This is a genomic window from Colwellia sp. BRX8-5 (assembly GCF_014077325.1).
Lineage (GTDB): Bacteria > Pseudomonadota > Gammaproteobacteria > Enterobacterales > Alteromonadaceae > Colwellia_A.
The window spans coordinates 26,531-39,605 of record NZ_JACGVR010000015.1; the positions used below are offsets into that span (position 1 = coordinate 26,531).

Consider the following 13,075-nt stretch of genomic DNA (forward strand, 5'->3'; position numbering starts at 1 on the left):
AGATCTCAATGGGTGCTAAAATTAAATAATTTTACGGGTTAATCGATAGAGTAGGCCGTTATAGCACCTATTCTAAACGTTTCTGTAATATGGATTATAGTCTTTTAAGTTTTTGTTCTTGATCTTGAAATTGCAATATTCGTGCTTTGATACGTTTTTCGACTAACGGTTGATTATCTGTAAAATTGTAGCCTGTTTGCAATTCGTCGACCGCACGAGAGTATGCCCCTAAAAGTGCAAAGATTTCGCCTTTTGTCGCATGCATCAGTGCTTTTTTATCTTGTTTTTCATAGACAGTCGTTAATATATCATAAGCGATAAAATTACCTGGTTTAACTAACAGGTAGTCTTGTAAAAGTACTTCAGCTTCTGAATATTGACTGTTTTCAACGAGAGCGTTGGCAAAGTTTAAGGTAACAACTTGGTTATTTGGCATCAATAAATTAAGGGCACTGAGCATAGTCAGCGCTTTATTTACTTCTTTTGTTTTAATATAAACATCGGTTAGTGCATCTGCATAGAATAGATTGTTTTTATCTTCAATGAGCAATCTTTCAAGTATTTTTTTAGCCGCTTGATACTCTTTATTTTCAAATAATGATAAAGCTAAGCCATAGTCAACAGCGGCTCTATAAGTGTAGTTTTGTTTTTTTATACTATCTTCAAAAGTTGCAATGTTTTCCAGGGCCGTTGATTCGTAACGCGCTTGAATACGCGCTTTTGCGAGCGCAAAGTTTAAACTAGGAGCTGAAGGACGACTTTCTAAACCATGAGCACGGACACGCGCTTCGGCAATGCGAGATTCAGGCACCGGATGAGTTAATAGCATTGCTGGTGGCTTTGAAGTATAACGATATTTCACTGCCATTTTTCCAAAAAAATCGGGGGCACCTTGCGGATCAAAACCGCTTTGTGCGAGTAGGGCAATGCCAACACGGTCGGCTTCTTGCTCATTGCCACGGGTAAAATTAATACTTGATTGTTTTGACGCCGCCATTGTTGTGGTTAATGCAGCCATACCAACAGATGGGTTAACTAATGCCAGTAATACCCCTGAAATTAATGCTGCAGTGGCTAGTGGTTGATTTCTACTTTGAGCCTCAAGCCTTCGGGCCAAGTGACGCTGGGTTACATGAGATATTTCATGACCGATTACTGAGGCTAGTTCGCTCTCTGTATCAGCGAGGGTAATTAAGCCACTATGAATACCAACATGGCCCCCAAAAAAGGCAAAGGCATTGATTTCTTTATTTCTAATGATAAAAAATTCGAAGCTGTAATTAACATCTTGGGCATTCTTGACTAAACGGTTGCCTAAATCGTTAATATATTCGATTAAAACAGGGTCATTGACCAACGGCTGAGAAGCGCGAATATGACGCATCATTGCGTTACCTATCTGGCGTTCTTTATCAACAGATAGAACGCTAAATCCAGCCGTGCCAATTTCAGGAAGTTTATTTTTATTATTTTCTTGGGAAAAGCCGTATGGGCTAGCAACTAATGTTGTTAATGCGCAGGTAAATAATAATGATTTTATTTTAAGCTTACGTTTATAAGGCAAATTAATTATTCCGTATTTATATCCGGTGTATCAAGTAAATCAGCTATCGTGAAATTTGGTTTTCCTCGATATAACTCTTTACAAAAATCTGCAATGGAATAACCCACTACATCGACTATTTCAAATGATTGGCTCAGTTGAGCTATTAGCTCTTGCACACGTTTATGTGAGTACTTTATTAACGCTAAATCTGCTGGATCACCACTTTTAAAAGTAAAAACGATAAAGGAAATTAAACTACTGATCCTAAATAGCATTTGCATGTTTTCGGGTGACCATTGCACAAATGGACATAAGGCACTTTGTGATAATGGTGTATAGAGTCGTTCACCTTTGACTATCGGATAACAGTGAAGTTCATAATTTTGTTCATCATAGCAATGGCGTAAGGCTATTTTTGGCTTTTGGGTAACGTTAATAGTGCCATCGTTATCAGCCGTCGCCTCTAAAAAGGCATAGTTCCAATTACGTTTATCAAATAATTGTTTATAGGCACTATCAAAACCATGCGTTAAAATCCCGTCCATATCACTAATTGAAGATGCCGCCATATGATAGATAGCAGGTACATCACCCCAATTAAGTTTCTTTTTATGAGCAGTAATTTCTTTTAAACTAGCTGTTATCGGTAACTCTTTCATTTCACCTCAGTACTTATTTGCCAACAAATCAAAATAAATAATACAATAACATTGTAATCAATTGTCGCAAATTAGATAATCAAACAAAAGGTTTGTTTACTGTTATTGGTGACAATTATTGTTATCTGATGATTTTTTAAGTGGTATGTAGTGATGATCTATGAATATGATGCCAGTTCGGAAAAATGTCCTGTGCCATTAGTACAATTGCGATTATTGTTAAAAAAAATGTCGAATGCTGATTTTTGTTTACTGAGAATATCTGACCAAGGCTCTATCAAGGATATTCCTAAACTATTAACGAAACAAGGTTACCACTATAAAGAGTCTTGGCTTGAAAAAGACACCCTTGAACTTTTTATTAGTAAAGCCCCTCAACCCCTTTCATCCAACAGGTAAGTTATATAAATGGTTTCATTATTTTCTCAATGGTATAAACGTAAGTTTTCTGATCCAAACGCAGTAACTTTAATGGTTATTCTTTTGTGTGCCTTTCTTTTTGTCTTTTTATTTAATAACTTACTTATGCCGGTCTTTGTTGCTATTGCGATCGCTTTTTTATTAGATTTACCTGTCCATCGTCTAGTCCGTCTTGGCTTATCAAGAACATTTGCCGTGGGTATCGTTGTAGCGGGGTTTATCGGCATTTCTTTAGTCGGTATTCTTGGGCTAATGCCCGTTATTTGGCAACAAAGTAGTAATTTATTACAAGAAGTACCGCAAATGGTGTCTCAGGGACAAACCTATTTGTTGACGCTTCCCGAGTTGTATCCTGATTTAATTAATGCCGGACAAATAGAAACATTAATTTCTGCCGTCAATGATAAGTTAATTGAATGGGGACAAGTTGCCTTAAAAGCGTCTCTTAATTCTATTTCTGATATTGTTGCTTTGATGATTTACTTAATTTTAGTGCCGTTAATGGTGTTCTTCTTTCTAAAAGATAAAAAAGTATTAATTTCAAATTTTACCTCATTTCTTCCTAAAGAACGTTTAATGGCGACGAAAGTAGGCGATGAGATGTATCAACAAATCATGAATTATATTCGTGGTAAGGTGATTGAAATCCTTATTGTTGGTGCTGCATCGACCATAGCCTTTATCGTCCTCGGCCTAAATTATGCGGTATTACTTGGTGTTTTAGTGGGGTTGTCTGTACTTGTGCCATATGTAGGCGCTACTATCGTCACTTTTCCTGTCTTGTTGGTGGCTTTATTTCAATTTGGCACCGGTAGCGAATTCGGTTATGTAATGATAGCTTACGGTATTATTCAAGCTATTGATGGCAATATTATTGTGCCATTATTATTTTCAGAGGCGGTAAATCTCCATCCAGTAACGATTATTGTTGCTGTTATTTTATTTGGCGGCATGTGGGGTTTCTGGGGAATATTCTTTGCTATTCCCCTAGCAACTTTAGTTAAGGCCGTTTTAAATGCTTGGCCATCAAATAGTGACTTTCCTGAACAGGGTACCGCTTAAAGAGGTGCTCTAAGGTAAACTTTACCCTGAGTCTTTTTGATACTGCTCGATAATTTCTTCAATGGTCGTGATACCAAACATAACTTTATTGATAAAAGATTCAGCACTGTGGATTAAGTTAAAATTAGGATGTTGTGACCAAATAGTCTGTAGTTTATCGTCAAGAATGATAGCCGCTTTTTCTGATTCATTGCGAATGGGATTATTACTTTTGATACTTTCACCTGATTTTGCTGCACTTTCAAAAAAAATGACCGCATCGTAACGTGCCAACTCATCAGCAAGCGTGGTATCCATCGCTTGGAAAAACTCATCATCATTGCCTGGCCAATAAGCTAGGCCGTCTAAAGAGCCTCGGTCACATAAAATAATACTGTGCTCAAAAGTCGCTCGCTGAATATCTTCTAAATTTTTTTGTAAATTAAAAATAGCAGTTTGTTGTATTTTTAGTACATGATTATTATTTGAACGAGCAATGCCGCCACTGAAAATCATCGTTGCTGCTTCGGGGACGGTCGCTATTTTCCCTGAAAATTCACGGCGAATAAGATCAACGGCTGTGGTTTTACCGCCACCAGGGCCGCCAGTAAGTACGATACGTTTTTTTACATGAGTAATATTCATCAGCATTTATTATAAGGATATTTTCATTACTGTAGCTTGCGTTAAAATAGGCTTCAAGCTTAATTGTAAATATCGCCAAATAACTCTACTTGGGTCAAGTAAATGCGTAAATCTAGTTCTACTTGGTGATAATCTGCTTGCATATGCTGACAAAGTTTATAGAAATTTTTGTTATGATCTTTTTCTTTTAAATGGGCAAGTTCGTGAACAACGATCATTTGCAAAAATGTTTCTGGCGTTTTTTTAAATAAAGCGCCAATGCGTATTTCATTTTTACTTTTCAGCTTACTGCCTTGCACCCTTGATACATAAGTGTGCAGGCCTAATGCGTTATTAATAACATGAATTTTATCGTCGTACTTTATCTGGCTTAATGGTTCAGACTTCTTTAAGTACTGATTTTTAATATCCATTACATAGCTGCGCAGGGCTTTATCGTTATATATTTGATGGGTAACAGGGTATTTTGCCAACAAATAGGCAGATAACTTCTTGGCCGTTATCATTGCTTGTACTTTATGTTGAATATCTAAAGAATAGGCTGAAAGGTATTTTAAAGGAGCAGGCATTATAGCATTCTATTTATGCGGCTAGCCTAAAACAAATAAGCTAACCGTTACGGTTAATTTTTAGTCGTTAGTGTTTAAAACGTCTAAAACAACTTCATGGTGGTTTTTTGTCTTGAATTTATTAAATACGTGGCTAATTTTGCCATCTAAGCCAATTAAAAAACTTAAACGGTGGATGCCGTCGTATTCTTTTCCCATGAACTTCTTTAATCCCCATACGCCAAAGGCGTCAGCAACACTGTGATCAACATCTGACAATAACGTGAAGTTTAATGCATCGCGCAGACAAAACTTAACTAACTTCTTCGGTTCGTCGGGACTAATGCCAAAGACTATTGTATTTAATTGTTCAAGTTCGCTTTTACTGTCTCTTAGGCCTTGTGCTTGCACAGTACAGCCTGGGGTCATGGCTTTAGGGTAGAAATAGACCAGTACTTGTTTTTTACCAATATAATCAGCTAAAGCGACTTTATCGCTATTTTCATCAAGTAAAGTAAATAGTGGTGCGGTTTCGCCAACAGTTATTGTTTTCATGGGTATCCTGCTTGTATGTAGTTTATATAAGGTTTGAATTCACTTTTTTAATGCAGCCTTGCACATCAACTTGTTCGCAGAGTTCAAAGTAGTCGCTTTCTAGCTGTACAATACTTGTGTCTTCGGTTAAGGCTATTAAAATGGTCGCGCGCATTTGATTAGTGACGGGGTCAATTTCTGATTTTAACGATGATAAGTCAATATTGCGGGTGGCAAAAAATGCGGTCACCGCTTTTAATAAACCAGGTTGGTCGATACCGGCATAATCAACTTGATAATGATGGGTGAACTCTCTTTTTTTATAACCAGAGGTTCTTTTCATCATGGTGGTTAATTCAAGCTTGACTGCCACGGCAGGTAACTTATTTTCAATTTGATTAATCGCTTTCGCACTACCATTTAATAACATAATCAAAGAAAACTCTAGGCCAAATATCGCCATTCTACTGTCAATAATATTACAGCCGCATTTACTCGCCAGCTTAGTGAGCTCACTTACACTTCCTGTTCTGTCTGCGCCCATTGCTGTGAGTACTAAATATTGAGACATAGTTAGCCTAAGTAGTTTAAAAAAGTGGCTATTGTAACGTATTTAAAGCAGATAAAAACCGCTATTAAAGCGAGAATATATTTATTTGTTATTTTTCGAGTTGAATTCTTGTGTTTGTAAAAACAGCCAAGTACCATGGTGCCCATTAATTTGTCTGATAGTATACTTGTATATGCTGATCAATAAAATCTATAGATAATATTGGAACTTAATACAGATAATTTACTCAAAGAGCAGATTAAAGTTTTCGTTGTCTACATTTAATCTACATTTAATGGTTTCAAAGTTAACTTTTATGGTCAGTTCAATATAAGAACCAACTTTTAAAGATTCAGATTGTATCCTCAGGAGTGTTAATGAATCGTCGTATATTTTATTTTTCCTTGTTAAGTCTTGCAGTAACAGGTTGTGGCAGTGTTAATAACAAAAGCGCTATGGGCGATTTTGAATACGCCAAAGTTAAAGAAGCTAAACAAATAGGTGTTCCTACAGGTTTGAATAAGCCTGAAGTTAATGCAAAGTTTTTTATCTCAGACGCCATCAATAATAAAGGGCCAATTGGCCAAGATGTTGATGTTAGAGCGCCTTCATTGGTTCTTCCTGTCGCTTCATCTTCACGTGTTGTTCCAGGTACAATGAACGCTAAAATTTGGTTTGACCAAATATTAGAAGATACCGATTTGAAAGACTTCATCACTGAAGCACTGCGTGAGCAACTCGCGAGTGATGGTGTAGAGTTAACGGCTATCGGTACTGATGATAATGTATTTGAGTCGGCTTGGTACCATGAAGAAGACGTTTCTGGTTATTGGTTATTTAAAACGGTAGATAGCAGTGAGAGCATGCGCTTTAACTATCAGTTTGAAAGTAAACCTCATGGTCGAAGTGTCGCTTTAAGTGTTAAATTAATTGATTACATGCGTACCGACAAGAACGGCGCAAGTAAAACAATGGACATCATTGACAAACAACGCGCAGAAATGGCGATGCTTAATGAGGTTGTTGCTCAGGTTGATTTTAAATATCGATTGCAGCAACGTGAAAACCGTTTAATGCGAGCTAATCAAAAATTTGTCACTATTGGTGAAAACGCTCAAGCAGAGCCAGCATATATTGCTGAAATTGATATTGAAATGCTTTGGTCAAATATGCCATTGTTTTTTACAGATTATGGCTTTGAGATAACAGATCTTAATGAAAGTAAGAAAATATACTTTGTTGATTTTGCCAAGCCTGAAAATAGCTTATGGTCAGTTATATGGGGAGATGACGTTCCTGTTATTGATCTTGACCAAGCTAAGTACCAATTTGTACTTAACGACGAACAAGGTAAAACCTCGGTAACTATCTATGATGCTGATGGTAATCCTTTACCCGTTGAAGTACTAGAACGTATTTTTCCAGTAATGGAAAGAGGCTTATCTTTTAGAGATGCTTTTTAACTTGCTTTAATCGTGCTTATTTAAAATAAAACGCCGCTAAATTTTTTAGCGGCGTTTTTTTTACAAGTCAATTATCTACAGTGTATCTTAATGGTATTTGAAATTATAAAGGTAGTTGTTCAAGTCAGTCTTTATCAAAACTTAATCTTTTTTAAAATAGACTGCTTGGCTATTTCATCGATTTAAATGGCTATTTCGCTTTTTTTCTTTTGACTCTATCGGTTCAGCTGAGACGATAGTTGGCATTTTATGGGCTTTGTTATGACTGCGCGGCAGTGTTTCTTCTAAATCATTTAAGCCTTGCTTTCGTAAAGGTGTATTAGCATTTTGTTGAACAACACTAAAATTACCAATTATTAAGGCGAAAGCTGCAATAATAATAACGATGACTAACCAATTATCCATAGTGAATACTCCCAACATTTTGAATATATTGCTGATAAATAGTTGATAGGTTCTGAAGAATCTCTTCTTTCCCCAAGATATCTGAGCTTAAAAGAACCGAATTAAGCAGGTTCTCAGTTAATAACCTTTCTCCATGTTGCGCTATTGGCCAATAAGATAAATGCCAAGGCTCTATAGCGACTCCACCGCGAAATTTATCGTAAGGAAAGTAAAAGCCAAAGCGACTAGCATGTTGAGTGAGCCATTTGTTTAATGGATAAAAAGGCCCCCCAACAGCAAACTCCCATGGTTCTAACTGTAGCTTTTCATCGTCAGCTAATAAATTTTTAGCATAGATATCGATATCGCATCCCCAATGATGACGGCTTGCCCCAGGAAGTGCCGAAAAGTATAAAATAGCCTGAATAATTTCTTGTTCCGTTATTTTATTAATATCTAGGGTTGCCCCTTGCTTATCTTTAATCGCTAGCTGACCTGAAAACTTTCGGTTCCAAATAGTTAATTGTCGAGTGAAATCTCTATATCCACTGGCGATTTTCAGATCAAAGCCTGCTAACTTTGCTTCATCAGACATATCTTGCCATGCAGTTAACGCTTGGTGATGAATTCCTGTCTGGTCATCTAACCAAGTAATATGGCTATTGTCGTGGCCAGTTAAGTGTCTGTTAGTTAATATTTCAGTCATTAAAGTTAAGCTGTGGTTGTTGGGTCAGTGAGTGCATTAACCAGTGTATGATAATAAATATCAGTAAGTAAAATTAAATCATTACAGCTGACACTCTCGTTGACTTGATGAATAGTGGCATTGCACGGCCCAAGTTCAATCACTTGTGCACCCGTAGGGGCAATAAAACGGCCATCTGAAGTGCCACCAGATGTTGATAATTCAGCATCAATATTGGTGACTGTCTTTATAGCTTTTACCGCAGAGTCAAGCAAAGCGCCAGGTTCAGTAATAAACGGCTTACCATTAAATGTCCATTTAATTTCATAGGTTAATTGATGTTTAATAAGGACCGCATCAATTTTATCGATAATATTTTGAAAATTTAATTCGGTACTAAAACGTAAATTAAACCATGCGGTTAAATGACCAGGTACAACATTAGTTGCGCCAGTACCCGATTCGATGTTTGATAACTGAAAACTCGTTTTAGGAAAATAAGCATTACCGTTATCCCAGTGCATTTGACTAAGTTCGGCTAAAGCAGGCATAGCTAGATGGATAGGGTTTTTTACATGATCAGGGTAGGCAACATGGCCTTGTTTACCGTGAATGATTAGCTCACCAGAGATAGAACCCCGGCGACCATTTTTAACGATATCACCGACCCTATCTGAGCTGGTTGGCTCACCAACAATACAATAGTTGATTTTCTCATGACGAGCTTCAAGGGTATCGATAACACGGGTGGTGCCATTGATAAAAGGCCCTTCTTCATCACTGGTAATAAGGTAAGCTATTGAGCCCTTATGGTCGGGATGATCATTTACAAAGCGTGCTGTAGCAATGAGCATTGCGGCTAAACTGCCTTTCATATCTGCAGCACCGCGCCCGTACAACATGCCATCAATAATGGTTGGCTCAAAAGGGGGAGTATGCCAAAGCGCTAAGTTACCTGCGGGAACAACATCAGTGTGACCGGCAAAGCAAAATACTGGCTCAGTTGTGCCGCGTCTCGACCATAGATTGGTCGTATCTTCGAAAACCATAGTTTCATTGTTAAATCCCAAAACGCCTAGACGCTCTGACATCATTTTTTGACAACCAAAATCTTCAGGGGTTACTGACGGGCGGGCAATTAAATCTTTCGCTAACATGATAACGTCATGTTCTGCCTTTAATTTACTCATGATAAAAATAGTGCTTGATATACTGGCTCTTTAAAACCCACTTCAAAGGCGTTGTTGTGAGCGATTAAAGGTCTTTTGAGTAAGGTCGGTTGAGCCAAAACTGCTTGGAAAATAACATCATCAGTTAAATTGCTCTTAATCGCTTCGGGTAGGTTTCTAAAAGTGGTACTACGTTTATTGAGTAAAACTTCCCAAGAGCTGTTGCTGACAAATTCATTGAGTAACTCAGGCGTTAATGGTTGTTTCTTAAAATCAAAAAAAGTGTACTCAATATCTTGCTTATCAAGCCATTTCGTTGCTTTTTTAACCGTGTCGCAATTATTTATGCCGTAAATAGTGGTCATGAACATCCCTTAAACTAAATTATTTGGTAATCGTTAGATATCAATGCAGTGGTTGCAAGAGATACATTATTTGATTTTACTAAAATATAATCAGTATCAAAAGTAGATATAGCAAAAATACTGATTTTTTCTTTGGCTAAAATTGTTGATATTTTCGATAAAATACCCGTTAGCGTAAAATCCAATGGGCCGACAACTTCAAGTGCTTGCCAGTCTTTTTCAACCTCATCACTCACAATGTTGATACTTTGAGGTAATACAATGGATGTTTCTTCATAGGTTTTTGCAATAAAAAAAATTGGCGCATCAAACACAGCTTTTGGTATTTCGATATCGCTGGCTAAACTATGAATAGCAAACGTTTCTTCAAGTAATTTGAGGGTAAGAGTGCTCATTGAACGTGACCATTAGGAAAAAGGTCACTATAGCGTTTACTGGCTAATTGTTAAAGCAAGGATAGTTATCTTAAACAGATTAAGTATCGTCAATGCCTTGCTTTAGCAATGAACAGCAGATATTAATAAGATAAAGCAAGTTTACTTGATCTTGTCTCGCGACTCCCCATCGCTTGATAATAGATAAATAATATGATGTTTATTTAGATTTTATTGTATTTTATGGCAATAATAACTTGTTATTTATAAAAACAGCATCAAACGTGGAAAAGTTAATGTATTCTTGCTGGTTAACCTGTTAAATCCTCATCAATAGTTATTAATGATATCCACAAAAGCTGTGGGTATCATTGTGGGTAACTATTGCTTTAATGGTTATCTTTATGTTTTTAAAGGTTAATTTTAGCTGGTTGTTTTTTGTCTAGTGGCTAAAAATTGATTGAATTATAAATAGTTATTAAAATAGTCAACTGTATATAAAAGCAGTCTCAAGCCAATAAAAATATAAGCTAAAAGGTTAATAAACTAACCTTTTAGCTGAGTAAACTATACTTTTGCTTGAATGGCTGTTAAGGCAATTGTATAGACGATATCATCGACTAAAGCACCACGGGAAAGGTCGTTAACCGGTTTTCGCATGCCTTGTAACATTGGCCCAATACTGACTAAGTGTGCAGAACGTTGTACCGCTTTGTAGGTGGTATTACCGGTATTTAAATCAGGAAAAATGAAGACATTGGCTTTACCCGCAACAGGGCTGTTAGGCGCTTTTTTCTTGGCAACATTTTCCATAATGGCGGCATCATATTGCAGCGGTCCATCGATGATCAAATCAGGTCGTTTTGCTTGCGCGAGTTTGGTTGCTTTTGCTACTTTTTCTACATCGGCACCAACCCCCGAACTGCCAGTGCTGTAACTTATCATGGCTACCTTAGGGTCAATGCCAAACTTTATTGCTGAGTCGGCAGATTGTATCGCTATCTCAGAGAGTTGTTCCGCAGTTGGCTCAGGGTTTATTGCACAATCACCATATACTAGAACTTGCTCAGGTAATAACATAAAGAAAACAGATGAAACTAATGAACTTCCTTCAGCCGTTTTAATTAATTGCAGGGCAGGGCGAATCGTATTTGCAGTGGTATTAATAGCTCCAGAGACTAAACCGTCCACTTCACCGAGTTGCAACATCATTGTTGCTAAGACCACGTTGTCTTGTAGTTCTTGTTTTGCGACCACTTCGGTTAATCCTTTATGTTTTCTCAACTCAACTAAAGGAGCAATGTAGTGGTCTCGAATTAAGTTGGGGTCGGTAATTAATAGTCCTTCTGGTAATTGAATACCTTGTTGCTCTGCAATCAATAAAATACTTTCTTTATCGCCCAGTAACTGACAACGAGCAATGCCACGTTCAACACATATTGCAGCAGCCTTAATGGTTCTGATATCTGTGCCTTCTGGCAAAACAATGAGTTTATTTGCACTACGAGCAAGTTCTGTGAGCTTATGCCTAAATGCTGGTGGAGACATTTGGCTACTTTGTGCTACATTTTCAGACAGTTGCTGTAACCAATTCGCAGACAAGTTATCAGCGATATATTCTCTTACTTTTTCATGACGTTGAATATCATCTGCAGGGGTTTCTGGGTTGTAGTTCATTAAATGACGAGACGTTTGCCAAGTATCCCAAGGCACAGAAAGCACCGGTAGGCCAGCGTCTAAAGCTTGTTGACAAAGTGTCATCACTTGTTCGTTGGGTTTATAGCCGTTAGTCAATAATAATGCGCCCACTTTTGTACCATTTAAAGCCGATAAACAGGTGGCGATAATAATGTCGGTTCTGTCTCCAGGAGTAACAATTAATCGACTTGGTTGTAAATGGCTCATTAAATTGCCAACGCTGCGTGCACAAAAACTAATACTGCGGATACGGCGATGCGACATATCACCTGCATTTAATACTTCAGCATTGAGATAATTGCAAATATCCATGACCCGTGGCGCGATTAAGTCCATTTCCCATAAGACAGTACCTAACAAGTCAAAATGACGATTTTTAAATATCGATAAATTAATTAGCGTAGCAAGATCGAACTCACTATTAAAATCACTTTCACGAGGCAGTAATCCATACTCATCTTTGTCGGGACTATTAATCTTATTAATAATACAACCAATAAGGCGTTTGTTTTTTATTCCGCCAAAAGTTTCCGCACTAACTTCTAAACGGTCCTCAAACTCTTCAGCGCTATCGTTATCGGGCGCTGCCACCAAGACAATATCTGCTGACAGGGCTTGAGCAACATCTCGGTTGATTCTGCCCGCGTAAGGTTGGCGTGTCGTTGGTATCAGTCCTTCAATAATCACCACATCATGTTGTTTTTCAAATTGATTAAAATCTCCAACAATCTGTTCTAAAACAATATCATGCTTGCCATCGCCCATTTGTTGTTCAACATAAGCTAATGATACCGAAGTCCCTAAATTTGGAGTATTGAGCTTACTTTGAACCGTATTATTTTTGTGAGCTAATAAACGACGAGCGGGTTGACTTATTGGTTTAAAATGGCCGACATTTATACCTTTTTGCTGACACGCATGAAGTAAGCCTTGCACAACACTGCTAAGTCCAACGCCAAAACCTACTGGGATCAACATGATTCTATGTGACATG

15 protein-coding genes are annotated in these 13,075 nt (G+C 37.5%); 3 read left to right on the top strand and 12 right to left on the bottom strand.

The annotated features are described in order from the left end of the window. Positions 1-94: 94 nt before the first annotated feature. Together H4J62_RS11485 and H4J62_RS11490 are read right to left on the bottom strand one after the other, a co-directional pair. A complete protein-coding gene (locus tag H4J62_RS11485) occupies positions 95-1,564 on the bottom strand; it encodes a M48 family metalloprotease (RefSeq protein WP_259364976.1) in 1,470 nt (489 codons plus the stop codon). Between the two features lie 5 nt (positions 1,565-1,569). Then, the gene (locus H4J62_RS11490; RefSeq protein WP_182216119.1) at positions 1,570-2,205 is read right to left on the bottom strand and encodes a hypothetical protein; all 636 of its coding nucleotides are present in this window, start codon (positions 2,203-2,205) and stop codon (positions 1,570-1,572) included. A 153-nt stretch (positions 2,206-2,358) separates the two neighbouring features. On the opposite strand from H4J62_RS11490, the gene H4J62_RS11495 reads away from it, so the two are divergent. Next, a complete protein-coding gene (locus H4J62_RS11495) occupies positions 2,359-2,604 on the top strand; it encodes a sulfurtransferase TusA family protein (protein WP_182216117.1) in 246 nt (81 codons plus the stop codon). Between the two features lie 9 nt (positions 2,605-2,613). Then, positions 2,614-3,687 (top strand): AI-2E family transporter, encoded by a 1,074-nt coding sequence (locus tag H4J62_RS11500; protein ID WP_182216115.1) that lies wholly within the window; start codon positions 2,614-2,616, stop codon positions 3,685-3,687. A gap of 21 nt (positions 3,688-3,708) precedes the next feature. Here H4J62_RS11500 and H4J62_RS11505 read toward each other — a convergent pair whose 3' ends face one another. From H4J62_RS11505 to H4J62_RS11520, 4 genes are read right to left on the bottom strand one after another with little or no spacing between them, the layout of a single operon-like run. Next, entirely contained in the window at positions 3,709-4,311 is a 603-nt protein-coding gene (locus H4J62_RS11505) for an AAA family ATPase (protein WP_182216113.1), read from the bottom strand. A 59-nt stretch (positions 4,312-4,370) separates the two neighbouring features. Continuing rightward, positions 4,371-4,880 carry a YgjP-like metallopeptidase domain-containing protein gene (locus H4J62_RS11510; RefSeq protein WP_070373884.1) on the bottom strand — a complete coding sequence of 170 codons (510 nt, stop codon included), beginning with the start codon at positions 4,878-4,880 and terminating at the stop codon, positions 4,371-4,373. A 60-nt stretch (positions 4,881-4,940) separates the two neighbouring features. After that, positions 4,941-5,414 carry a thioredoxin-dependent thiol peroxidase gene (bcp, locus tag H4J62_RS11515; RefSeq protein WP_182222244.1) on the bottom strand — a complete coding sequence of 158 codons (474 nt, stop codon included), beginning with the start codon at positions 5,412-5,414 and terminating at the stop codon, positions 4,941-4,943. A 22-nt stretch (positions 5,415-5,436) separates the two neighbouring features. Then, entirely contained in the window at positions 5,437-5,964 is a 528-nt protein-coding gene (locus H4J62_RS11520; protein ID WP_182215751.1) for a glycine cleavage system protein R, read from the bottom strand. Positions 5,965-6,320: 356 nt separating this feature from the next. On the opposite strand from H4J62_RS11520, the gene bamC reads away from it, so the two are divergent. Further along, positions 6,321-7,406, top strand: coding sequence for an outer membrane protein assembly factor BamC (gene bamC, locus H4J62_RS11525; RefSeq protein WP_182215752.1), 1,086 nt, complete (start codon positions 6,321-6,323; stop codon positions 7,404-7,406). A 174-nt stretch (positions 7,407-7,580) separates the two neighbouring features. Here the strand turns inward: bamC and H4J62_RS11530 are convergent, their stop codons facing one another. The 6 genes from H4J62_RS11530 to pta all read right to left on the bottom strand — a co-directional run bounded on the left by H4J62_RS11530 (position 7,581) and on the right by pta (position 13,074). After that, positions 7,581-7,811, bottom strand: coding sequence for a hypothetical protein (locus H4J62_RS11530; protein WP_182215754.1), 231 nt, complete (start codon positions 7,809-7,811; stop codon positions 7,581-7,583). Next, positions 7,804-8,496 (bottom strand): M15 family metallopeptidase, encoded by a 693-nt coding sequence (locus H4J62_RS11535; protein WP_182215756.1) that lies wholly within the window; start codon positions 8,494-8,496, stop codon positions 7,804-7,806. The genes H4J62_RS11530 and H4J62_RS11535 overlap by 8 nt, the downstream gene beginning before the upstream one ends. A gap of 5 nt (positions 8,497-8,501) precedes the next feature. Continuing rightward, a complete protein-coding gene (dapE, locus tag H4J62_RS11540; RefSeq protein WP_182215757.1) occupies positions 8,502-9,665 on the bottom strand; it encodes a succinyl-diaminopimelate desuccinylase in 1,164 nt (387 codons plus the stop codon). After that, entirely contained in the window at positions 9,662-10,009 is a 348-nt protein-coding gene (locus tag H4J62_RS11545) for an arsenate reductase (RefSeq protein WP_182215759.1), read from the bottom strand. Before H4J62_RS11545 ends, dapE begins: the two co-directional genes overlap by 4 nt. A gap of 14 nt (positions 10,010-10,023) precedes the next feature. Next, positions 10,024-10,404, bottom strand: coding sequence for an ACT domain-containing protein (locus H4J62_RS11550; RefSeq protein ID WP_182215761.1), 381 nt, complete (start codon positions 10,402-10,404; stop codon positions 10,024-10,026). Positions 10,405-10,950: 546 nt separating this feature from the next. Beyond that, positions 10,951-13,074 (bottom strand): phosphate acetyltransferase, encoded by a 2,124-nt coding sequence (pta, locus tag H4J62_RS11555; protein WP_182215762.1) that lies wholly within the window; start codon positions 13,072-13,074, stop codon positions 10,951-10,953. Position 13,075 lies beyond the last annotated feature (1 nt).

Coding starts and splice junctions, on each gene's coding strand:
- H4J62_RS11490 (WP_182216119.1), bottom strand. CDS start 2,205: ATGAAAGAGTTACCGATAACAGCTAGTTTAAAAGAAATTACTGCTCAT.
- H4J62_RS11495 (WP_182216117.1), top strand. CDS start 2,359: ATGATCTATGAATATGATGCCAGTTCGGAAAAATGTCCTGTGCCATTA.
- H4J62_RS11500 (WP_182216115.1), top strand. CDS start 2,614: ATGGTTTCATTATTTTCTCAATGGTATAAACGTAAGTTTTCTGATCCA.
- H4J62_RS11505 (WP_182216113.1), bottom strand. CDS start 4,311: ATGAATATTACTCATGTAAAAAAACGTATCGTACTTACTGGCGGCCCT.
- H4J62_RS11510 (WP_070373884.1), bottom strand. CDS start 4,880: ATGCCTGCTCCTTTAAAATACCTTTCAGCCTATTCTTTAGATATTCAA.
- bcp (WP_182222244.1), bottom strand. CDS start 5,414: ATGAAAACAATAACTGTTGGCGAAACCGCACCACTATTTACTTTACTT.
- H4J62_RS11520 (WP_182215751.1), bottom strand. CDS start 5,964: ATGTCTCAATATTTAGTACTCACAGCAATGGGCGCAGACAGAACAGGA.
- bamC (WP_182215752.1), top strand. CDS start 6,321: ATGAATCGTCGTATATTTTATTTTTCCTTGTTAAGTCTTGCAGTAACA.
- H4J62_RS11530 (WP_182215754.1), bottom strand. CDS start 7,811: ATGGATAATTGGTTAGTCATCGTTATTATTATTGCAGCTTTCGCCTTA.
- H4J62_RS11535 (WP_182215756.1), bottom strand. CDS start 8,496: ATGACTGAAATATTAACTAACAGACACTTAACTGGCCACGACAATAGC.
- dapE (WP_182215757.1), bottom strand. CDS start 9,665: ATGAGTAAATTAAAGGCAGAACATGACGTTATCATGTTAGCGAAAGAT.
- H4J62_RS11545 (WP_182215759.1), bottom strand. CDS start 10,009: ATGACCACTATTTACGGCATAAATAATTGCGACACGGTTAAAAAAGCA.
- H4J62_RS11550 (WP_182215761.1), bottom strand. CDS start 10,404: ATGAGCACTCTTACCCTCAAATTACTTGAAGAAACGTTTGCTATTCAT.
- pta (WP_182215762.1), bottom strand. CDS start 13,074: ATGTCACATAGAATCATGTTGATCCCAGTAGGTTTTGGCGTTGGACTT.